The sequence below is a fragment of the Entomoplasma ellychniae genome, assembly GCF_002930155.1.
GTDB classification, from domain to species: Bacteria; Bacillota_I; Bacilli_A; order Mycoplasmatales; family Mycoplasmataceae; genus Entomoplasma; species Entomoplasma ellychniae.
Genome location: NZ_PHND01000001.1, coordinates 752,321 through 774,803 on the forward strand (window position 1 = coordinate 752,321; position 22,483 = coordinate 774,803).

Consider the following 22,483-nt stretch of genomic DNA (forward strand, 5'->3'; position numbering starts at 1 on the left):
AAGGTCTTAATTTGGTATAATGAATTTAGTGTCATTTTAATTAATGGCACAAGGAGTAAAATGATATTTATTGTACTGATGATTATATTTATAATCTTCTTTATAATAACCTTATCTTTATTACTTTATATAATGTTTTCTACAAGTCAAAAACACTTAATTGTGAAGAAGAAAGAGAAAGCAAATAAAGAAAGAAAACAAATTCTCTCAGATACATATAGAGAAATAAATCAAGAAAAAAAGTTATTTAATGAAAATTGTTATTTAGAACATCAAAAACATGAAATTGCTCAAAAAAATATTGCAGAGCAAGAAAAAGTCCTAAACCAACTAAAGACGTTTTACAATCAACAAAAAAAGCAATTAGATGAAAAAGAAATTAAATTACAAAAACTTAAAGAAAAGCTTATTCTAAAACAAGAAGAATTAACAACTAAATTACAAAATTTAAGTGAGTTTACCCAAGAAGAAGCAAAAGAAGAAATACTAAAAAATGTTGAAAATAAAATTCAACATGAAATTATTTCAAGAATTAAAAAAGCTGAAAACTTTGCAAATTCTAGATCAAAAGAACTATCTAATGATATTATTCTTTCTGCTATGGAAAAGTTTAAAACTGATATTGTTAATGAAAAAACAACAAGTGTTGTCAAGCTTGAAAATGATGACTTAAAAGGTTGAATCATTGGAAAAGATGGAAGAAATACAAAAGCCTTTGAAAATTATGGAGGAGTTGAAATCATTGTTGATGACACACCAAAAGTTGTTACTGTATCTTGTTTTAATCCAATAAGACGTGAAATCGCTACAAGAACACTTTACAAATTATTGAAGGAAAAGAAGATTCAACCAATAAGAATTGAAAAAGAATTAAAAATTCAAGAAGAACTTTTAGAAGAAAATATTTTGGAAATTGGTTATCAAACAGTAAATGAATTAAACATACTAGACATGGATAAAAATCTTGTAAAATTATTGGGAAGATTAAAATACAGAACTAGTTATGGGCAAAATGTTCTTTTACATTCTGTGGAAGTAGCAAAGATTGCTTCTACAATAGCGTCAGAATTAGGTTTATCAGCCAAAACTGCGTTAAGAGCAGGATTATTGCATGATATAGGAAAAGCGTTAGATTTTGAAAGAGAAGGAAGCCATGTTACATTAGGGGTTGAACAAGCTAGTAAGTATGGTGAAAATGAAATAGTTCAAAATGCAATTGCAGCTCACCATAATGATGTAGCTAAAGAAAGTGAAATAGCAATAATAGTTTCTATTGCTGATGCTATAAGTGCTTCAAGACCTGGTGTCAGAAATGACACAATTGAAAATTTTTTCGTAAGAATGAATCAAATTGAAGAAATAGGTCAGGAAATACCGGGAATTGCTAAAACATATGCTTTTCAATCTGGAAGACAAATTAGGATAATAATAGACCCAATAGCATCAAATGAAAGCGAAATGTTTGAAATTTTAGAAACATTCAAAAATAACTTAAAAGATAAGGTTGTTATACCAGGAGAAATAACAATTACAGCCATTCGTGAAAAAAGAGAGGTTGTTATAATTAATTAAAATCACTAAGTGTGATTTTTTTATTTATTATTATTCTCATTAAATGTATAATACATTTGTTGGCAATCTAAAAATACCGACAAAATTATAAATCAATAAAGTATAATCTTTGTTCTTCATAAGTAAAATTTTGAATAATATTGGATTATAATTTTATTTTGATATTTAATTATGTATCTTATTTATTGTTTGCATCAAAAGGAGTCTATTATGAAAGAAGAAATAAGAAATTTGATAGCTTTTGACTATAATGATATTCAACTGCTTCCTAAAAAATGTATAGTGTCGTCAAGACAAGAATGTGATACAAGTGTTACTTTAGGAAAATTTACATTTAAGATGCCAGTTATTCCAGCAAATATGGCAACTGTTATAAATCAACAAATAGCTGAACAGTTTGCAAAAAAGGGTTATTTTTATGTCATGCATAGATTTAATATTGACACAGTTCAATTTGTTAAAGAAATGAAAAATAAAGGATTAGTTTCATCTATATCACTTGGTGTTAAAAATGAAGACTATGAGTTAGTTGAAAAATTAACAAAGCAAAATTTAGTTCCGGATTTTATTACTATTGATATAGCACATGGCCATTCAGAATCAATTAAAAAAATTATTGAACATATTCGAATTCATATGAAAGATCAAACTTTTATTATCGCAGGTAACGCAGGAACTCCAGAAGCTGTTATAGATTTGGAAAGTTGAGGAGCTGATGCTACTAAAATTGGGATTGGTCCTGGTAAAGTATGTATAACAAAGTTAAAAACTGGTTTTGGAACTGGTGGTTGACAGCTATCAGCGTTACAATGATGTAGTAAATATGCTAAAAAACCAATAATAGCTGATGGTGGTATAAGAGTTAATGGAGATATTGCCAAATCAATTAAATTTGGAGCAACAATGATAATGGTTGGGTCTTTATTCGCATCGCACTTAGAATCACCAGGAAAAACTGTTGAAGTTAATGGTGAATTATACAAAGAATACTATGGTTCTGCATCTGAATTCAATAAATCAGAAAAAAGATTTATTGAAGGCAAAAAAGACTTGATAAAAATTCGTGGATCAATTTTTGAAACTTTAGAAGAAATGCAACAAGATTTACAATCATCCATTTCATATTCTGGTGGTAATAAACTGTCTGCAATCAAAGACGTTGATTATGTGTTATTAAAAGAATCAAGTTTTTAAGGAGTTAAAATGTTTAAAAGTAATAATTATAAAACTATGGTTATTTTAGGTAGCCAATGAGGAGATGAAGGAAAAGGTAAGATAACTGATTATTTTGCACAAAATGCAGATTATGTAGTTAGATTTGCTGGTGGAGATAATGCTGGTCATGTTATTGTTAGTAATGGTGTTAAATATAAAGTAACTATTGTGCCTTCTGGAATTTTAAATCCAAAAACAACTAATATTATAGGAAATGGTACTGTTGTTAATATTGATAAATTAATAGAAGAAATTGATATTTTAGAAAAGTCAAATGTTAATACAAATAAACTATTAATTTCAGATAGAGCTCACGTTGTTTTTGAATACAATCAGACTTTAGATGCTTTACAAGAAAAATCAAAAAAAGCCAGAAAAATCGGCACTACTAAAAGAGGGATTGGACCAACTTATTCAGATAAAGCTCAAAGAATCGGTATTAGAATTTGTGATTTTGCTGATCTTGAATTTAAAGATATTTTAAAAGAAAATTTTGAATACCATAAAGATCAAATAACAAAAATTTACGAAGATAAATTTGATATAGATTTTGAAAAATTTTACAAAAAACAAATGCATAATTTTGAAACCATTAAAAATAGAGTAATTGATGGTGGTCAACTAATTCAAAAAGTTATTTTAGAAAATAAGAAAGTTTTATTCGAAGGCGCACAAGGAGCTTTACTTGATATTGATCACGGTACTTATCCTTATGTAACCAGCTCAAACACAACAGCTAATAATGTTAGTGTTGGAACAGGGATTCATGCAAAGTTAATTAATAAAGTAGTCGGAATTACAAAAGCATATAACTCAAGAGTTGGGAATGGTGCTATGCCAACTGAATTAGATAATGAAATTGGTGAAAGAATTAGAGTTAATGGAAATGAATATGGTTCAAACACTAAAAGACCAAGAAGAGTTGGCTGATTAGATTTGGTTGCATTAAAATATGCAATAAGAACTGGTGGTATTGATGAATTATTTATAACTTTATTAGATGTGTTGGATGTAGAAGAAGAAATTAAATTATGTACTTCTTATGAATATGAAGGAAAGGCGTTTGATACTATTCCTGCATCAAATAATAAATTTGGAAAATGTAAACCAGTATTTGAAACTTTACCAGGATGAAAACAAGACATTACTCAAACTACATCTTGAGACCAACTACCAGAAAACGCTAAAAAGTATTTAAGTAGAATTAGTGAATTTTGTGAAATTGATATTTTAGGTTTCTCTGTAGGACCAGACAGAAAACAAACAATCACGATTAAAGAGGAATTTAATAATGATTAAAAGATATAGAGTTTCTTCAATTCAAAAAATTTGAGATGAAGAAAATAGAATTCAAAAATGGTGAGAAGTTGAATTAGAAGTAATAAAAGCATGAAACATATTGGGTGTTGTACCTCAAAATGATTTAGACATTATTATTAAAAAAGTTAATCTCTCTTTGTCGAGAATGTTAGAAATCGAAAAAGAAACAAAACATGATGTTGTTGCTTTTACAAGAATGATCAGTGAGTCATTAAATGAAGAAGCAAAATGAGTTCACTTAGGCATTACTTCAACTGATGTTGTTGACACTGCTCAAAATTTACAGATTAAAGAATCAAGCTTAATAGTTTTAGAATCATTAAATGCATTAAGTTTGACAATTTTTAATTTAGCTATTAAACACAAAAAAACTTTAATCATGGGAAGAAGTCATGGAATATATGGTGAGCCAACATCATTGGGTTTAAAATTCTTATTATGACATGCTGAGTTATCAAGACAAATAAAAAGAGTTACATTAGCTTTTGAAGATGTTTGTGTAACTAAAGTTTCTGGTTCTATGGGAAACTTTGCTAACTTAGAAGTAGAAGTCGAAAACATAGTAGCTAAAAATTTACAAATGCCAGTTGATTTAATTTCAACTCAAGTTTCACAAAGGGATCGTTTAGCTTCATTATTTTTAAGTTTTGCTAATTTAGCATCTACTTTTGAAAAAATCGCTACTGAAATTAGACTATATCAAAGAAGTGAAGTTAAAGAAATTTTAGAAGGTTTTTCAATTAATCAAAAGGGTTCATCTTCTATGCCACATAAAAAAAACCCTATAAGTTCTGAGAATATATCAGGTTTATCTAGAATGATTAAATCATATGTTATTCCAGCTTTAGAGAATAATGTTTTATGACATGAAAGAGATATTTCGCATAGTTCAAACGAAAGAATTATGCTACCAGATGTATTTAACTTAATAACTTATATTTCAAATAGATTAAATTCAGTGTTAATAAATATAGTTATTGATGAAAAGCAGATGTTAAGAAATATCCAATTGGCTAATAATGTGTTTTATTCTCAGCCAATTTTAACTGAAGCTATTAAACATTCGAATAATAAAAGAGAAGAAATTTATGATTTAATTCAAAAAGCTTCTTTAGTGGCTTTACAAGAAAATAAAGATTTTATTGAAGTTATTAAAACTTATAATATTAGTAAATTTATTTCAGAAGATAAGATGAAAGAAATATTAACACTTGATTATTTTTTAAGAAACGTTGATGAAATATATTTAAGATATAATGAACAAAAATAAGAAGTAAATTATTTTAAAATGGAATAAAACAAATTAAACCAGTAACTACACCAAAAAAATATAATATTTTGTTTTATATTGAATTTAAGTCAAAAGAAGTTATTTTTTGTTTTAAATACTAGGGCCCTAATTTTAAGATTGGTTGACTTAGATAAAATTTAATTAAAAAACCAAGCAAATTAGCTTAACCAAATTTATAATTTGAAATACTAACACCTGAGTTAAAAAAGTAAATTATCTTTTTTCCAAAATAATTTACTTTTTTCAATATATATTATGTTTATTTTTATATTTTAAGCATCCATATGTCAATCATGCATATGTCAATCAAAAGTAATATCAACAAAAGATTCTATCGATGGTTTATAGGCTCTAAAATTTCAGATAGATTGTGTTTGTTTGATCTTTTCTACAAAAAAAGTTATGTGCCCCTGAAATCTCTAAATTAGTTATAGGCTTTATTCTTATTTCATTTAAAAAAGGTTGAATAACAAAATCATAATATATTTTGAAAGCCAAAACTTTATCTTTAAATAATACGTTGTAATGTGCAATTTTGAATATGGATTGCATCTCTATTAGAGCAACTAATATATTTAATTAAATTATTTTAATGCTCAAAATAATTTAATTACTTTTTATTAAGTTAAAATATTAAAAAGAGTTAATTATGAAAAAAGCTATATACCCAGGAAGTTTTGACCCAATACATGAAGGTCATGTGAATATAATAGAAAAAGCATCAAAATTATTTGATGAAGTACATGTAATTATTTCACTTAATATTAACAAAAATAATACATTAAATTCAAATGAAAGAAAAGAATTAGTTTTATCAAAAATAAAACATTTAACAAATGTGTTTGTAGATATTAATGAAAGCATACTAACAACAGAACAAGCTAAAAAATTGAACGCTAAATATCTTATAAGAGGGCTAAGATCACAAGATGATTTTAATTATGAAGTACAATATTATGATGGAATTAAAGCATTAGATGATAATTTAGAAATTGTTTATTTCATCAGTGATGAAGAAAAAAGAACTTTATCATCATCTATTTTGAAAGAAATTGAGCATTTTAAGAAAAGAGAATAAGATGAAGTTTGCAACAATCGGAACTGGTGATATAGTAAAAGAGTTTATTAAAGCTACAAAGTCATTTGATAACTTAAATTATGGTGTATGTTATAGTAGAACATTACCAACAGCTAAAATATTTTTAAAAAATATTGACGAAGAAAATACAATCATTACAACTTCTTTTGAAGAAATAGTAAATCAAAAAGTTGACTTTGTTTATATAGCTTCACCCAATGGTTTGCATTATTCTCAGGCATTGTTTTTCTTAAAAAATAAAATAAATGTTTTACTAGAAAAACCAGTAACGTTTTTAAAAAAAGAAATATTAGAACTTACTCAACTTGCTAATAAGAATAAAGTTATTTTATTAGAAGCAATTAAGACAATTCATTCAAAAGAATTTGAAATTCTAAAAGAAATGTCTATTAATTCAAAAGCAACTGGAGCTTTTTTAAATGCAAATCAATATTCAAGCAGAATGAGCAAGATTAATAAGAATATATTTGATTCAGTTTTTGATGCTGAATTAGGTAAAGGTAATACATATGATATTCTTATTTATCCTGTTGAAATGGCTATAGCTTTATTTGGTGAAGTTAAAGAAGTTAAATCAATATCTAAATATTTAAAAAATGGAGTAAGTATAGCTGATTATGTTTTAATACAGCATGTAAACGGAAACATAACTTCTATAAATAGTTCTAAAAATAACTTTCAAACAGTGAACTCTCAAATTTATTCAGAAGATCAAACTTTAGAAATTAAAGGAATTGTGACTTTAGATAAAATAATTTCAGAACACCACATTGCAAGAGTTGGAAGAATAGAGATCTCAAGAGATGAAACTATTCATCCAATGATTCAAGAAATTCAAGAAATGATTCATTTGATTAAAACACAAGATTTTGTAAAAATGAATTACTGATTAAATTTATCAATTCAAAGTATAGAAGTGTTAGAGAAAATATCAGTTATTAATTCTAAAAACTAATATTTTCATATATTGCTTTATAATTATAAATATGAAAAAAGAAGAAATAATATCAATTTTAAAAAATAACAAGGATTTAATAAGCATTTCTAATTTAGCGAATAAGTTAAAAATTTTTGACATTGTGCAACTAAAAAATAAATTAGAAATACTTGTTCAAGAAAAACTAATAGTTATTTCTGAAGAAGATAATGTTTATTTGTTAGGTGACAAATATAAAACTGGTAATTTAAGATTAAATCCAAAAGGATTTGGTTTTGTTAATGATATTTTAAAACCCGAAGAAGAAGCGTTCTTTGTTCCACCAGTTTCTATGTCTGGTTGTTATGATGGTGATATTGTAGTTTATACAGTTATAAAAGATGAAAGAACAAGAGCAGAAGTTGTAGAATTGTTAACTAGAAATAAACTTTTTTTAATTGGAGAAATTTCAAAAAGTTTTGATGGTAGATTTTTAGATTTTTTACCAAGTGACCAAGCATTTACAAATTTTAAAACTAGAATTGTAAATAAAAATGAATTTGATTTTAAAGAATATCAAATTATTAAGGCAAAAATAGTTTCAATTAAAGATCGTATTTTATTTGTAAGATTGAAAAAAATTATTGGTGATTCAAGAAAAGCTAATGACAGAATAATGTCAATTGCAGAAGAATTTGATATTAAAACTAATTTTAACAAAAAGACAATTAAAGAAGCTGAAGAAGTTAATATACCAGTTGAACAAGAAGTTAAAGAATTGTTAAAAAGAAAAACTAACTCTTTAGAAGAAAAAATGATTGTTACAATTGATGGAATAGACTCTAAAGATTTAGATGATGCTATTTGTGTTGAAAAACTACCAAATAATCATTTTAAACTTTATGTTGCTATAGCTGATGTGAGTCATTATGTCAAGATAGATTCAGCATTAGATAATGAAGCTTTAATTCGTGGTAACTCCACTTATTTAGCAAACAAAGTGATACCTATGTTACCTAAAATATTAAGTAATGATTTATGTTCTTTAAATCCTAATACAAAAAAATTTGCATTAGCATGTGAAATGGAATTTGATGAACAAGGTGTTATGTTATCTAAAAAAGTTTATGAAACAATTATGGTTTCAAAAGTTAGACTAAACTATAATGAGGTAAATGAATATATAGCTAATGGTTCATGGAATTATAATGAAGAATCAAAAGTTATGATGGATCAAGCTATTGAATTGTATAAACTTATTGATGCAGTCAAAATAAAAAGAGGAACAATAACATTTGATGTCAGAGAACCAAAAGTTATGATGGATAATGAAGGCAATGTTTTAGAAATTAAAGCACGCCAAACTGGTGAATCTGAAAAACTTATTGAGCAATTCATGGTTAGTGCAAATGAAGCTGTTGCTGAAATTGTTAATGAGATGAAATTACCATTTATCTATAGAGATCACGATCAACCAAAAGAAGAAGATTTAATCACTTGATATAAATCACTAAAATCATTTGGTATTGATCCTAAACTAACACCAGCTGAAATGTTAGATCCATTAAATATTAATAAGACTTTGATAAATATTAAAGTTCAAGCAAAAGATGCAGTTGAAGAAGAGTTATTAAATTTGTCATTGTTAAGATATATGGCTAAAGCAGCATATGAATTAGATAATATTGGTCACTTTGGTTTATCAAGTAAATGTTATACTCACTTTACATCTCCAATTAGAAGATATAGTGATTTAATTGTCCATAGATTACTAAAACAATATGTGATCAATAAACAATATAATAAAAACGATTTGCAAGATAATGAAAAGTTTATTACTAGAGCTTGTGCTATTATCAATGAAACTGAAACAACAAGTGTAGATTGCGAACGTGAAGTGGTTAAAGCTTGCATGGTTGAATATCTTCAAGATAAAATTGGTTTGGAATTTGGAGGAACAATTTCAGTTGCTTTAAAATTTGGTATTTTTGTTCAACTAGAAAATATGGTTGAAGGTCTTGTACATATTTCTAATTTAGAAGCAGGAATTACTTATGATGAAACTAATCAAGTTTTAATTAAAACAAACAACCAGTTCTATAGAATGGGTCAAAAGGTTAAAATCAAAATAATTGCTGCTGATATTAGAAAAAGAAAAATTGACTTTATATTAGTTTAATAAAAGTAAGGAGATGGTCATAATGGGAATAGATTTAATTACATCTAATAAAAAAGCGTATTTTAATTATGAAATTCTACAAACTTATGAAGCAGGACTAGAGTTATTTGGCCCAGAAGTAAAATCCATTCGTAATCATGATATCTCAATTAACGAAGCTTTTATTATAATTAGAAAAGGTGAAGCTTTTCTAATCAACTCAAGTATTAGAAAATATGAATTTGCCAACTTTGTTCAAGGAGTGGATCCTTTTAGAACACGAAAATTGCTTTTACATAAAAAAGAAATTAAAAAAATATTATCAAGAGTTCAGTTAGAATCTTTAACAATTGTTCCTTTAAAGTTATATTTTAATGGAAATTATATTAAATTAGAAATTGGCTTAGGTCGTGGTAAGAAATTGCATGATAAAAGAGAAACCATCAAAAAAAGAGATATTGAACGTAAAGAAATGCGTAAATACAAATATTAAGGAAAGTTATGAGTGAATCAGCTAATTTTAAATTACCTATCTGAGCAATAGTTATAATTGTTGTTCTTTCTCTAATTGGTTTAGTATTTGCTCTATGAGGAGTGATGTCATCTTTTTATGTTGCTTCAAAACAAAAAGCAAATAAAGAAACAAATTGAGCTCAACATTTAAGAAAAAAACCAAGTTTTTCATTAAATGAAATTTTTAATTATAAACAAGGAGTTTATGCACTAACTTTTAAAGGCATAAATGTTGAAGATTTTTTTATACCTGTTTATATTTTTACAACTGATAATCTAGGAAAAGAAATAACTAAGCTGATATCTGAAATAAATGAAGATAGAACTCATAAAATAAGAAACTACATGGATTTGAAGGATATCGAATTTAACAGAGTTGTTATCATTCAACTTTTTGAAGAAAAAGATAATCAAAAGATGAAAGAATGAATTAAAAAAATAGATTCCAAAAATAGAGGGTTTAATTAGAAAATATTACTATATTTAACAAACTTATATTTAAAAACTTTATAATAAAAATAGGGGGTATTTAAAACATGAATGATCAACAAATTATAGGATTAAGTATTTTAATCATCGGAGTAATATTGACTATCATATCTTCAATATGAACATATCGAATAAAAAATGGAAATAGAATTCATAATGAGTTTCACCAAAACAATAAAGAATCAACTTCCATTTGAGAATTTACAAAAAAGAATTTTCCTTTATTTTTAACTATATTTTGTTTTATAATGGCTTTTTCTGGTATGTTGATGATGTTTTAAATAACCTTCTATAAATTATAAAAAGTAGATAAAATGATAACTTCAAAAAAGCGTGAAGGTTTAGGCTCTAAAGTTTTTATCACTCAACTTAAAAAGTTTACTGGTGGAATCATGCCTACTCTTTCAAAATTAAGTAAAGCATTCTTATTACCTATTGCACTATTGCCTATTGCAGGTGTATTTTTAGGAGTGGGCGCTGCTATTTCTAATGCTGCTGCAGATCAAAGTTTTCTTTGATATGTTGGTACACTGTTTAATAAAATGGGGGATGTAGCCTTTGGTAACCTTCCTATATTATTTTGTATTTCTGTTGCTTTAGCTTATACTAAAGATTCAGGGATTGCAGCTATTACAGGAGTTGTTGGGTTTTTGGTTATGAATGGTGCTCAATCAGCGCTTATTCACCCAGCACTTGACTCAAATGGAGCAGCTATTTTAGGTTCAGATGGAAGACCTGCTTTTGCACTATTATGATATGGTGTAATCAATAGTGGACTTATCACTAATAATATAGGTATCCAATCATTAAATACAGGAGTATTTGCAGGAATTTTTGTCGGAGCTATTGCTGCTTGGTCATATAACAAGTTTCATAAAACACAATTGCCACAAGCTATTTCATTTTTAGTGGCACTAAATTAGTTCCTATTATTGCGTTCTTTTCAGTATTACCTTTATCATTTATTATTATGTTTATTTGACCTTTACTTGGTGCTGGTCTTGCAGCGCTTGGTGTTGCAAGTGGTAACTTGCCAATGGGAGTTTCATCTTTTGTATTTGAGATTATTGAAAGATCACTAGTTCCATTTGGTTTGCACCACGTGTTCTATGCCCCTTTATGATGAACATCAGCTGGAGCAGATATTCAAGCAACAGTTAATGCTGCTAGTCTTGAAAAATTTGCAGGTGTAGTATTTTCAAATGGTAGAGATCTTGAGACTTTAAAAAGTACAATTAATGATTATATTTCAGGTGGTAAAACAATTGGTCTTGTTGATCAAACAGCAATGACTTGAGTTTTAGGAAATTTAAATATAATCAATTTTACTGACTTACAAAAACTTGGTCTTAACTTAGGACAATACCAAGCAGGTAAATACGGATTTATGATGTTTGGATTGCCAGCAGCTGGAGTTGCTATGTGATTAAACGTACCAAAAGAAAATAGAAAAAATGTTATGGGTATTTACTTATCAGCTGGTTTCATATGCTTCTTGACTGGTATTACAGAACCTATTGAATATACTTTCTTATTCTTAGCTCCTTGAATGTTCTATGGTATTCATATGCCATTAGCTGCGATATCATTTTTCTTCGCAGGATTCATGGGAACTCATATTACTATGACTGTTTCTGGTGGATTTATTGATTATATTGTGTTCGGGGTTATAGGATTTGCTAGTGGAGCTATGTCAGTTATGTCAGCATTTGGAATTTTAATTGTTAGTGTTGCTATGGGCCCAGTTTACTTCTTTGCATTCTACTTTGCTGTTAAAAAAGGAAACGTCATGGTTCCTGGTAGAGATGGATCAGCAGATGCTCAATTAGCTACAAAAGCTGATTTTAAAGAATCAAAAGGTTTAAATCTTGATGGTTCTAAAATAGCTAAAGCTGACAATAATGAAGAAGCTCGTATGGTAAAAGCTAGAAAACTTATTGAATTTATTGGTGGTGAAGAAAATATTATTGATGTTGATGCTTGCGCTAGTCGTTTGCGCTTAACTGTTGTTAACCCTGATCTTGTAAACAAAGAAGGAATTATGTCTTTGGGTGGTTCTACTGGAACTCTTGTAAGAGGTAAAAATGTTCAAATTGTTTATGGTGGTGAACAAGAAGCTATAAAACCTAGAATGATTCAAATAATTGATGAACAAAGAGCTGCTAAAAAAGTTGTTTAAAACTCATTCAATAATATTTAAAAGAACTCTTAGGAGTTTTTTTTAATATAAAATTAAAGCATGATATTTAATAAAACACAAAAAACGATAAATAAATTAATTACAGAAAAAGTTTTTCATGGAGCTGTTATAAAAATTGTAAAAGATAATAAAGAATTATTTTTTGATGCATTTGGTTATAATGATTTTGAAAATAATGTTATTATGAAAAAAGATAATATATTTTCTCTATATTCAATGTCAAAACCAATAACAGTTGTAGCTGCTTTGATTTTGCAAGAAAGAAAACAATTATGTTTAGAAGAAAATATTCAAAAATATTATCCAAATTTTTCAAAGGTAATAACAATAAAACAATTATTAACTATGACATCTGGATTAACTTATTTTTGAGATCAAAATAAATCTACACTTGAGTTACAAAAAATTAAGAAAAAAATTGAAGAAGAAAATATAACTCTTCAAGAATTTTGCCAACTTGTAAGTAAGATTGAATTAGAATACAATCCTGGTCAAGATTGACATTATGGGCTTAGTTTAGATATTTTAGGTGGAATTATTGAAAAGATTACAAATATGAAATTTCAAGATTTTGTGTTAAAAGAAATAGCAAAACCTTTAAAAATGAATGATACTGATTTTGAAATAAATGACTTATCCAGAAAAACAGTTGTATATGCATCGCTTTTGAATGAAACTCAAAACATTTTAAAACCTAATCATAATTGATCTTGAATGTTAGCAAAACATTCACTTAAAACTAATGCAGCATTTGGAGGTCATGGGATATTTTCTACAACTGATGATTATTCAAAATTTTTAAATTCACTTTTAGTATCTAAACACCATAACCAACATTTAATATCAACAGCATCCATAAAAGAGATGTCATCTGATCAAATTGGTGATTTAAAAACTATTTTTAATCAAAGATCATCTTTTAATTCGGATTATACTTATGGGTATGGTGTTAGAGTAAGACTAAAGAACAAAAATTTACCTTTAACTGAAATTGAAGAATTTGGTTGAGATGGTGCTTTAGGTTCTTTTGGTATTGTTGATCCTGTTAATAATATAACAATAACGTTTATGATTTCCACTTTCCCAGGCAATAATAAACTTGTTAGAAATTGAATGTGAGAAGCTATCTACGAAGATTTAAGAAATAGCAAAATAATATAACAAAAAGCTTGGTAAAACCAAGCTTGTTTTTTTCAATGGTGGAGATGGTGGGAATTGAACCCACGTCCAAAACACCCTTTTATATAACTTCTACAGTTTATATTATTTTCAAATTATGTTAAGTTAATTAAAATAATCAAAAGCTTAAATTAACATTCATAATGAAATTCAGAATTTATTTATTATGATCATAATTCCTATTAGAGAGGGTATCAACTACAAATAAACCCTAAAATTATCTGTAGTGCCAAACATTAGTCTAAACTAGGCAGCGAATGCGTAGTTAGCTTGTCCATTCATTAAGAATGAAGGAACTTCGTTTGTTTCAGTTTTGTTTTTGTTTGCATTTTATCAAACCTAGAAGTATTATGGTCTACCAGACCACTGCCGTTATATAAACTAAGCATCCTGTCGAATCCAGGACATCCCCATATATTTATTATATAATATTAATAAATAAATTTTAAAATAAATAAGAGAGAATAATATGCAAACCTTAGAACAAATAGAACAACAGTTAAAATTATATTTAGAATCAAAAGATTTAAAATCTTTAAGACAAATGTCAAAAGATACACAATATGTTGATTTTGCAGAAGCGATGGAGCGTTTTGAATCAAAAGATGTTTTAAAAATATTTAGACTATTAGAAGTTGAAACAGCTGCAGAAATTTTTACTTATTTAGATGCTGACCATCAAGAATATATTATTCAAGCTTTTAACGGGGATGAGATTAAAGAAATAATTGATGAGTTATACACTGATGATATTATTGATTTAATTGATGAAATGCCAAGTGAAGTTGTTAAAAAGATTTTGAAATCAACAACTCAAGATGTTAGAAAAAATATTAATAATATTTTAAAATACCCTGAATATAGTGCTGGGGCTATTATGAGTATTAACTTTACTGAACTTCAAGAGGACATGACTGTTGAGATGGCAATTAAAGCTATTAAAAGAAGGCATGAGGATTATGATGAAATAGATGATTTATTTGTTATTAATAAATCTAATAAATTATTAGGTTGATTAGAAATTAAACAATTAATTATTAATGATCCTAAAGCTTTATTAAAAGATTTAATGCAAACTAAAATAATTAGTGTTCCAGTTGATATGAAGCAAGAAGAAGTTGCTCATAATTTTAAAAGATATGATATTAACACTTTACCAGTGGTTGACAAAAACAATGAATTAATTGGAATCATAACTGTTGATGATGTAATTGATGTTTTAGTGGAAGAATCAACAGAAGATATTCAAAACTTTTCAGGCATAGATGCTGATGATGTTGATTCTGATTATTTTGAAACTTCATTATTTAACATGTTTAAATCAAGAATTACATCTTTGTCAGGGATATTGATTTTAGGTGTGATAACTCACATTTTAGTTTCAACATTTTTATCGTTAAGTAATATTAAACTTGAAGATAAAACCCAGCCTTTCCTTTTAATGGTACCTATTATTATTGTTGTTATAGGCTTGTGTAATACAATATCAACTCAAATATCTTTAATGACAATAAGATCTTTGTCTTTAAATCAAATTCATAAAAAAGAAATTAAAGAAATATTACTTAAAGAGGCTTTGGTTTCTTTAATATTAGCAATATCATTAGTTTTAATCAACCTTGTAAGGTTGTCGATAGTTTATTTGATAGAAGATCAATCAATTTCTAGAGCCCAATTGCAAGTTATGCTTTATTCTAGTCTAGGTATTTTTATTTGTGTTTTAATTTGCAACATTTTAGGTGTAATACTCCCAATCATCTTTAAAAAAATGAAAATTGACCCATCAGTATTTTCAACTCCAGTAATTACAACTATTGTAGATATTATTTGCGTTTTGTGCTTTTTTGGATTGGTATTGTTGGTTTAATATGAGATTAAGAAACAAACCTTGAGTTAGAGAATTTTTAAAAGCAAATAAAAAATATTTAATTTTTTGAGAAAAAGAAAATGAAGCTTTAAATTTAAGATCATTATTTCAAACTAATCAATTATGTCAATTAGAAATTGGATGTGGTAAAGGTAGTTTTATTTCTCAGCAAGCTTTACAAAATGCTGACATTAATTATATTGGAATGGAAAAAGTGACAACAGTTGTCGGGGTAGCTTTAAAAAGATCACTAAAGTTATTTAAAGAAAACAATAAAGAAATGAGTAATTTAAAATACTTTAATTATTTTGCAGAAGATTTATCTTTTATATTTAAGAAAAATTCTATTGATAAAATATATTTAAATTTTTCAGATCCTTGACCAAAAGCAAAGCATGAGAAAAAAAGGTTAATGCATAATAACTTTTTAAAGATTTATGCATATATTTTAAAAGAATTTGGAACAATAGAATTTAAAACAGACAATGATGTATTTTTTGAATTTGCAATTGAACAAATAAATCAAAACCCTCATTGATTAATTATTAGTCAAACAACTGATTTATATAATGAACCAATACTATTAAAAAATAATGTTGCTACTGAGTATGAAACTAAATTTCACGCAATGGGTAAAAATATCAATAAATTAATTATTAAAAAGACAAATTAACTTGCTATTTTGCAAGTTTTTTTATTAATAAGAAAAAGAGGTGTATTAATATGAAACTTTTACTAGTAATTATTTTTTTAATATTTAATGTTTCAACTCCAACAAAAACTTTTCATTCAAAAGAGCAATCAAGATTAATTGTAAATAATGAAAAACACTATCCTACAGTTCAATTTAATAATGAATTTATATTTAGACAAGAAAAATTGGAAAAAAATGAAGACTTAGAATTGGGATACATTCATGATTTTAAATTTAAAATCAAAGAGTTAGAAAAGTACAAAAAAGCTTATTTTTCATTCCAACTTGAAATTACTTTTGAAGAAAATGTAACATTTAATGATAATAAAAAAAACTCTTATTTAGATGTAGTTAAAACTGAATGAACTGATCAAACTATTTCACAATTTTATTTAAAATCAAGAGAATATTTTAATGTTAATTTTAAAAGTTTGCAAATAACCCCAGAAATTTATTTAACTGTTGAAGATGACGGAAAAGTTACTTTGAAATTAGTGCACAAAGATTTTTTAAGAATTTGAACCAGAAACCAAAATATTTTTAAAAGTAGAACACTGAAAATAAGAAATATAAAAGTTTCATTTAAACCAAAAGAAGAGTTATTATTTTTAGAGAATCAGATAGTCGAATTAACTTATCAACCCAAATTAATATTAAGCACTTTAGAAAAAATTAATGAAGAAGTTAATAAAAAAATAATAACCCTATTAAAAATACAAAAAGTTGACCCTGTAATTTTTAATTATTTTTATAAGATTGAAAATTTTCAAACACAAGAGCTAAATATACTAAACGAAATTAGTTCAAATTTTAGGCATGTAATATGGAAAAAAATTTTGTACTCAGATAACATTAAAAAAGATACTTTTTTTAAATCACTGACAGAACCAATAATAAAAATAGCTTTTAACCAAGAAATATACGTTGATCAAATAGGTATCAATCTTCAGTTACAAACTAAAACTCCAAAAAACAATTTAAATGAACAAAAAGTTTTTGATGAATTGTTTAACCAAGAAATTTGATTTAAAGAGTATTTAAAAATTAGAAAAATAAATACAGATTCTTATCAAATATATTCAGATTGCAAAAATATAAAAGATTCATTAGTTATAAAAGTCACATCTTTAAATAACCCTTATATTGATAAAGAAATTTTAATACCTAAAGAAGATTTAAAGGATTCTAAAGATGAGTTTGATAAAGAAAATTTAGGATATGAAACGATAAAAGAAAAAACGAGTAAAAATAACACTAAATCATTTATACTATTTGCAATTTCGATTTCTTCAGCTTTAATTTTATGTTTTGCAGTTTTGCTTAAAAATTTTTATGTTAAGTTTATTAAAAAATAAAAGTGTTAAAATAAAATATAGATTAAAGGGGAAAACGATGAAGTTTAAAATCGAAGGAATCACTAATATTGGTAATTATAGAAAATCAAACCAAGATTTTATTGGTTTTTTAGATAAAAAGAATGGATCTTCGATTTCTGTAGTGTGTGATGGTATGGGTGGTCATGCACATGGTGAAATTGCATCAAAAATGGCAGTTGAGTTATTATTAAAAAACTTTCATGAAGTAGATTTATCTAATTTCACAGATAGTGAAATAAATGTTTGATTAAGAAATTCAATAAAACAAATACTTAAAGAAATGAAAGAATATAGCAACATCAACATTGAAACTAAAGATATGGGCACAACATTAACTGCAATTTTATTTGTAAATAAAAAAGCATTCGTTGTTAATGTAGGGGACTCTAGAACTTACAAAATAAGCAAAAATAAAATATCACAAGTAACTAAAGATCAAAATTTATGAAATGACACAAAAAATAAAGAGGAAAAGAAAAAAGAAATTAAAAAGTTTTTAGGCGCTAAGTTTAATGAACTAACCTATTGAAAAGTTTTAACAAGTGCTCTTGGGCCAAATAAAAATTTAAAAATAGATACATATTTAATTAAAGAACCTATTGGAACATATGTTTTAACAACTGATGGTGTTCATGATTATATTGATGAAGTTACCCTTAAAGAAATGGTTTTAGAAAAAAGCAGACTAAAAACAAAAGCAAAAGAAATAGTTTCATATGCTTTAAAAAATTTGTCTACTGATAATCTTTCTTTACTAATAGTTGAGGCATCAGGAGATTAAAATTATGAGAAGTCCGATTGAAATAGAAAAAATAACAAGAGTTGATGAATTGGAAGAAAACGAGTTTGTTAATCTTAAAGTTTCTAATAGGTACATTTTAATGGATCAAATTGGGAAGGGTACTTTTGGTGTTGTTTACAAAGCTAAAGATTTGCTTGACAGTAAAACTTCTAAAAATGAGTTTGTTGCGATTAAAATAATGGTGTTACCAAAATCAAAAACTGAAAAAAATAAAATAATAGAATCTGAAATCAAAGATGAAATTAAAAAGTATTCTAATCAGATTTTTAACAGTAGAGTTGTTAACATTAAAGATTCTTTTGAATGAAATAAGTTATTATTTATAGTTATGGAATATGTTGATGGTAAATCTTTTAAAGATTTAATTAAAGAAACTAGTTCTATTTTAACTTATGAAGAAATAATATATTACTTCAGTGAAATTGCTCTTGCAATACAAGGGATGCATGATATGAAAATGATTCATAGAGATTTAAAACCAGATAATATATTGCTAACAAGTAATAATAAAATAAAAATTACTGATTTTGGTATCTCACATATTAAAGGTTTTGTTAGTGAAGATGGAAATTTACAAAAAACAAAAAAACCAAGCTCACCTGGGACTCCTAGATATTCTTCCCCTGAACAAATTTTAGACGCAACTAAATTAGAAGATTTATCATCTTATCAAGCAGATATTTATTCGTTTGGAGTTATGATGTATGAAACAGCTACAGGAACATCAATTATTAAAGCACATGACCAATCTTTTTCTCTATCAAAAGAAAAAGGTAAAAGTATTCAAGATTTTTTCTTAAATCAAACATTAATTAAAAAATTCATTTTACCATCACATATAAATCCAAAAATTAGTAATAGTTTAGAAAACATTATTATGAAATGTTTAGAAAAAAACCCTGAGGATAGATATGGCACTGCAACAGAAGTTTACAACGATTTAATGAAGTTAGAAAAAAAAGAAAAAGTCGAAAAAAATTATAAGCAAAACACATTAAAAAGTGAAGACAAAATTTATAAAAATCCAGAAAATGAAGTATTCATATCTTTTAATAAAAAGTTCTTTAAAAAAATTGTGTTGCCTGCTGTAGTTATTATTATTTTTATGTTTACCTTTTTATTGGTTATAAACCTACTATAAGGAGTTTATGAAAGCAAAAATAATACAAATAAATAGCAATTCTAGTTCTGTTTTAACTGAGCTCAATCAAATTTATACAGCATCAATCAAAGGCAATATTAAAAAAAAATTATCACCAATTGTTGGGGACAATGTTATTTTAGAATTTTTAAAAAACAATGAAGTACAAATTATTGATATTAAAGAAAGAATTAATCTATTATATAGACCAAAAATAGCTAATGTAGATCAAGCAATAATAGTTACTTCTTTATACGAACCACTTTTTTCATCTTTTATTTTAAATAAATACATTATGCTAAGTCAAGCAAAAAAAATTAAACCAATATTGCTATTCACTAAATTTGATTTATTAAAAGTAAAAAAAGAGTACAAAGAAGTAATGAATAAAATAAAGAATTATATAGATTTGGATTTTCATGTTATTATTCTTGATAATAAAAATGAACAAAATTACAAATTAGAATTAGGGCAGTTAAAATCTTTGCTAGTAAATAAAGTTTCATTTTTTACAGGTCAAACTGGCGCTGGAAAATCAACAACTTTGAATCATTTTTTACCTAATGAAGTTATTAGAACTAATGAAATATCTATTAAATTAAATAGAGGTAAACATACAACTACATCTGTAAAGATATATAGCTTAGATGATAATTTATTAATTGCTGATACGCCAGGTTTTTCATCTTTTGAATTACAAGATATAAAAATTGAAGACATATTAAAAACTTTTTCACCATTTTTACTATACAAAAGTGATTGTAAGTTTTTAGATTGTACACATATACATGAAAAAAAATGTGGAGTTAAAAGTGCAGTAAATAAAGGAAATATGCCATTATTCATGTATGATGATTATAAAAAGGTTTATGAAGAACTTTTATCAAGAAAGGTAAAATATTAATGAACAAAACATTAACAATAGCACCTAGCATTTTGTCTGCTGATTTCTTGGACTTAAGAAAAGAGTTACAAAAATGTGTTGATGCAGGTATTAAAATAATTCATTATGATGTAATGGACTTTGATTTTGTTCCAAATTTAACTTTTGGATCTAAAATTTTAAAAGATATAACAAATCAATTCGATTTAAATATAGATATACATTTTATGATTAAAGTTAAAACTTTAAATTTTTCTGATTTTTTTAATGAATTCATTAAGTGCAAACCTTTAATAATGACTATGCACATTGAATCAATGGAAACAGAACAAATAGAAATTTTTATAGAACTTTGCAAAAAAAACAAAATTAAACCAAGTTTAGCTATATCTCCTAATACGCCGGTTGAAGAAGTTAATCCTTATTTAAAAAAAATTGAAAATATTTTAGTGATGAGCGTTCATCCTGGTTTTGGTGGACAGGCATTTTTAGAATCATGTATAAATAAAATAGAATATTTAAAAAAAATAAGAAAAGAAAAAAATCTTGACTACACAATTGAAGTTGATGGAGGAATTAACGAAACTACTTGTAAAATTGTTTCTAAAGCAGGAGCTGACATTGTGGTTGCAGGTAGTTATTTATTCGAATCAAGTAACTTTGAAATTAGTTTGGAAAAATTAAATGATTAAAAGAGTGCTCATAGTTTGTTCAGAATCGAATATTAATTTAAACATGTTTAATAATCATAATAATTTTATTATTGGTGTTGAAAGAGGATGTTTAGATTTAATATCTAAAAAAATAAAAATAGATTTAGCTATTTCAGATTTTGATAGAGTTTTGCCAGCAGAATTAGCAATAATTAAAGATTATGCAATTAAAATTGATGTTCAAAATTGCGAAAAGGACTATTTGGATGGAGAACTTGCAATTTTAAAAGCAAAGGAAATGTACCCTAATGCACCAATTGTGTTTATTAGTAAACAAACCAAAAGATATGACATGTCATTGTCAGCTATAAACTTAGTTAAGAACTATGACATAAAATTCGTTAATGATGAAACTTTAATCCAAAAATTACCTAAAGGCATTAATGAGTTGAGTTTTAGTAATTTTGAAATTTATACTTACATTAGTTTTTTTGCAATTAGTCACACCAAAATTTCAATTAAAAATATGAAATATAATGTAAAGGATTTTGAATTTAATAGTTTTGATAATAAATGTATATCAAATGCGTTAATAATTAACCAAAACCCAATTATATCAACTAGTAAAGAAATAATAGTTATAGCGAGTAAATAAAAAATCACAAATTTGTGATTTTTTATTTTTTTGAACTTATGAGTTTATATCTTTTTTTAGCAGCCCTTAATTTTAATTCTGCTTTTTTTAACCTAATTTTTGAGCTTTTAATTTTTTCTTTTAAAGCTACTCTTTCATTAGAATTTTTATTTTTTTTATGTTCTTGTATTCTTTGTTCTAATTCTAAAATGGCAACATTTTTTTCAGCTTTGGCAAGCTTTAATTCGCTTGTTGTTCTTTCAACCATTTCTTTAGAATTAAAAAAACTAGTGTAGTCAATTGTCATTAGTTCTTGTGTTTGTTCGTCTTCATTAGCAAATATTCTGACAATTAATTTAAATTCTCTTGCAAGTTTTTTAGCTTCATTAACTGCATCTTCTTGAGTTATAAAACTTCCTAATTCATCATATATAACAATAACTTCTGAAACAGTTTTATTTATTTTCCATGGCATATATTA

General features: G+C 26.0%; 20 protein-coding genes, 1 other RNA gene and 1 pseudogene. 20 read left to right on the forward strand and 2 right to left on the reverse strand.

Annotated features, from left to right (window positions below; all coding sequences use genetic code 4):
• The first annotated feature begins 60 nt into the window (after positions 1–60).
• The 12 genes and pseudogenes from rny to EELLY_RS03560 all read left to right on the forward strand — a co-directional run bounded on the left by rny (position 61) and on the right by EELLY_RS03560 (position 13,934).
• Positions 61–1,572, forward strand: coding sequence for a ribonuclease Y (gene rny, locus EELLY_RS03505; RefSeq protein WP_104206077.1), 1,512 nt, complete (start codon positions 61–63; stop codon positions 1,570–1,572).
• A gap of 210 nt (positions 1,573–1,782) precedes the next feature.
• Positions 1,783–2,766, forward strand: a complete 984-nt coding sequence (locus EELLY_RS03510) for a GMP reductase (RefSeq protein WP_245859153.1) — start codon at positions 1,783–1,785, stop codon at positions 2,764–2,766.
• A gap of 9 nt (positions 2,767–2,775) precedes the next feature.
• Positions 2,776–4,086: an adenylosuccinate synthase gene (locus EELLY_RS03515; protein WP_104206078.1), complete on the forward strand. Its 1,311-nt coding sequence runs from the start codon at positions 2,776–2,778 to the stop codon at positions 4,084–4,086.
• Entirely contained in the window at positions 4,079–5,377 is a 1,299-nt protein-coding gene (gene purB / locus EELLY_RS03520) for an adenylosuccinate lyase (RefSeq protein ID WP_104206079.1), read from the forward strand. Before EELLY_RS03515 ends, purB begins: the two co-directional genes overlap by 8 nt.
• A gap of 670 nt (positions 5,378–6,047) precedes the next feature.
• Positions 6,048–6,476 carry a pantetheine-phosphate adenylyltransferase gene (gene coaD, locus EELLY_RS03525; protein WP_104206080.1) on the forward strand — a complete coding sequence of 143 codons (429 nt, stop codon included), beginning with the start codon at positions 6,048–6,050 and terminating at the stop codon, positions 6,474–6,476.
• A 1-nt stretch (position 6,477) separates the two neighbouring features.
• Positions 6,478–7,452 (forward strand): Gfo/Idh/MocA family protein, encoded by a 975-nt coding sequence (locus tag EELLY_RS03530; RefSeq protein WP_181021057.1) that lies wholly within the window; start codon positions 6,478–6,480, stop codon positions 7,450–7,452.
• A gap of 31 nt (positions 7,453–7,483) precedes the next feature.
• The gene (rnr, locus tag EELLY_RS03535; protein ID WP_104206082.1) at positions 7,484–9,592 is read left to right on the forward strand and encodes a ribonuclease R; all 2,109 of its coding nucleotides are present in this window, start codon (positions 7,484–7,486) and stop codon (positions 9,590–9,592) included.
• A gap of 22 nt (positions 9,593–9,614) precedes the next feature.
• Complete coding sequence (gene smpB / locus EELLY_RS03540) at positions 9,615–10,064, forward strand: SsrA-binding protein SmpB (protein WP_104206083.1); 450 nt, start codon at positions 9,615–9,617, stop codon at positions 10,062–10,064.
• A gap of 8 nt (positions 10,065–10,072) precedes the next feature.
• A complete protein-coding gene (locus EELLY_RS03545; RefSeq protein ID WP_104206084.1) occupies positions 10,073–10,552 on the forward strand; it encodes a hypothetical protein in 480 nt (159 codons plus the stop codon).
• Positions 10,553–10,620: 68 nt separating this feature from the next.
• A complete protein-coding gene (locus EELLY_RS03550; RefSeq protein ID WP_104206085.1) occupies positions 10,621–10,854 on the forward strand; it encodes a hypothetical protein in 234 nt (77 codons plus the stop codon).
• Positions 10,855–10,965: 111 nt separating this feature from the next.
• A pseudogene (locus tag EELLY_RS04420) lies at positions 10,966–12,752 on the forward strand (PTS transporter subunit EIIC).
• Between the two features lie 60 nt (positions 12,753–12,812).
• The gene (locus tag EELLY_RS03560) at positions 12,813–13,934 is read left to right on the forward strand and encodes a serine hydrolase domain-containing protein (protein ID WP_104206086.1); all 1,122 of its coding nucleotides are present in this window, start codon (positions 12,813–12,815) and stop codon (positions 13,932–13,934) included.
• 36 nt (positions 13,935–13,970) lie between these two features.
• On the opposite strand, the gene ssrA is transcribed toward EELLY_RS03560, so the two are convergent.
• Positions 13,971–14,364, reverse strand: a transfer-messenger RNA (tmRNA) gene (ssrA, locus tag EELLY_RS03565).
• A gap of 57 nt (positions 14,365–14,421) precedes the next feature.
• Here ssrA and mgtE point away from each other — a divergent pair.
• The 8 genes from mgtE to EELLY_RS03605 are packed head-to-tail and all read left to right on the forward strand — an operon-like array spanning position 14,422 to position 22,023.
• Positions 14,422–15,819, forward strand: coding sequence for a magnesium transporter (gene mgtE, locus EELLY_RS03570; RefSeq protein WP_104206087.1), 1,398 nt, complete (start codon positions 14,422–14,424; stop codon positions 15,817–15,819).
• A 1-nt stretch (position 15,820) separates the two neighbouring features.
• Positions 15,821–16,492, forward strand: a complete 672-nt coding sequence (trmB, locus tag EELLY_RS03575; protein ID WP_104206088.1) for a tRNA (guanosine(46)-N7)-methyltransferase TrmB — start codon at positions 15,821–15,823, stop codon at positions 16,490–16,492.
• Positions 16,493–16,542: 50 nt separating this feature from the next.
• Positions 16,543–17,868, forward strand: a complete 1,326-nt coding sequence (locus EELLY_RS03580; RefSeq protein WP_104206089.1) for a hypothetical protein — start codon at positions 16,543–16,545, stop codon at positions 17,866–17,868.
• A 37-nt stretch (positions 17,869–17,905) separates the two neighbouring features.
• Positions 17,906–18,670, forward strand: coding sequence for a PP2C family protein-serine/threonine phosphatase (locus tag EELLY_RS03585; protein WP_104206090.1), 765 nt, complete (start codon positions 17,906–17,908; stop codon positions 18,668–18,670).
• Between the two features lie 4 nt (positions 18,671–18,674).
• Entirely contained in the window at positions 18,675–19,832 is a 1,158-nt protein-coding gene (locus EELLY_RS03590; RefSeq protein WP_104206091.1) for a serine/threonine-protein kinase, read from the forward strand.
• 7 nt (positions 19,833–19,839) lie between these two features.
• On the forward strand, positions 19,840–20,736 hold the full coding sequence (gene rsgA / locus EELLY_RS03595; RefSeq protein ID WP_104206092.1) for a ribosome small subunit-dependent GTPase A: 897 nt from the start codon (positions 19,840–19,842) through the stop codon (positions 20,734–20,736).
• The gene (gene rpe / locus EELLY_RS03600) at positions 20,736–21,407 is read left to right on the forward strand and encodes a ribulose-phosphate 3-epimerase (RefSeq protein ID WP_104206093.1); all 672 of its coding nucleotides are present in this window, start codon (positions 20,736–20,738) and stop codon (positions 21,405–21,407) included. Before rsgA ends, rpe begins: the two co-directional genes overlap by 1 nt.
• Positions 21,400–22,023, forward strand: coding sequence for a thiamine diphosphokinase (locus tag EELLY_RS03605; protein WP_104206094.1), 624 nt, complete (start codon positions 21,400–21,402; stop codon positions 22,021–22,023). The genes rpe and EELLY_RS03605 overlap by 8 nt, the downstream gene beginning before the upstream one ends.
• A 22-nt stretch (positions 22,024–22,045) precedes the next feature.
• On the opposite strand, the gene EELLY_RS03610 is transcribed toward EELLY_RS03605, so the two are convergent.
• A complete protein-coding gene (locus tag EELLY_RS03610; protein ID WP_104206095.1) occupies positions 22,046–22,477 on the reverse strand; it encodes a hypothetical protein in 432 nt (143 codons plus the stop codon).
• Positions 22,478–22,483: the final 6 nt, after the last annotated feature.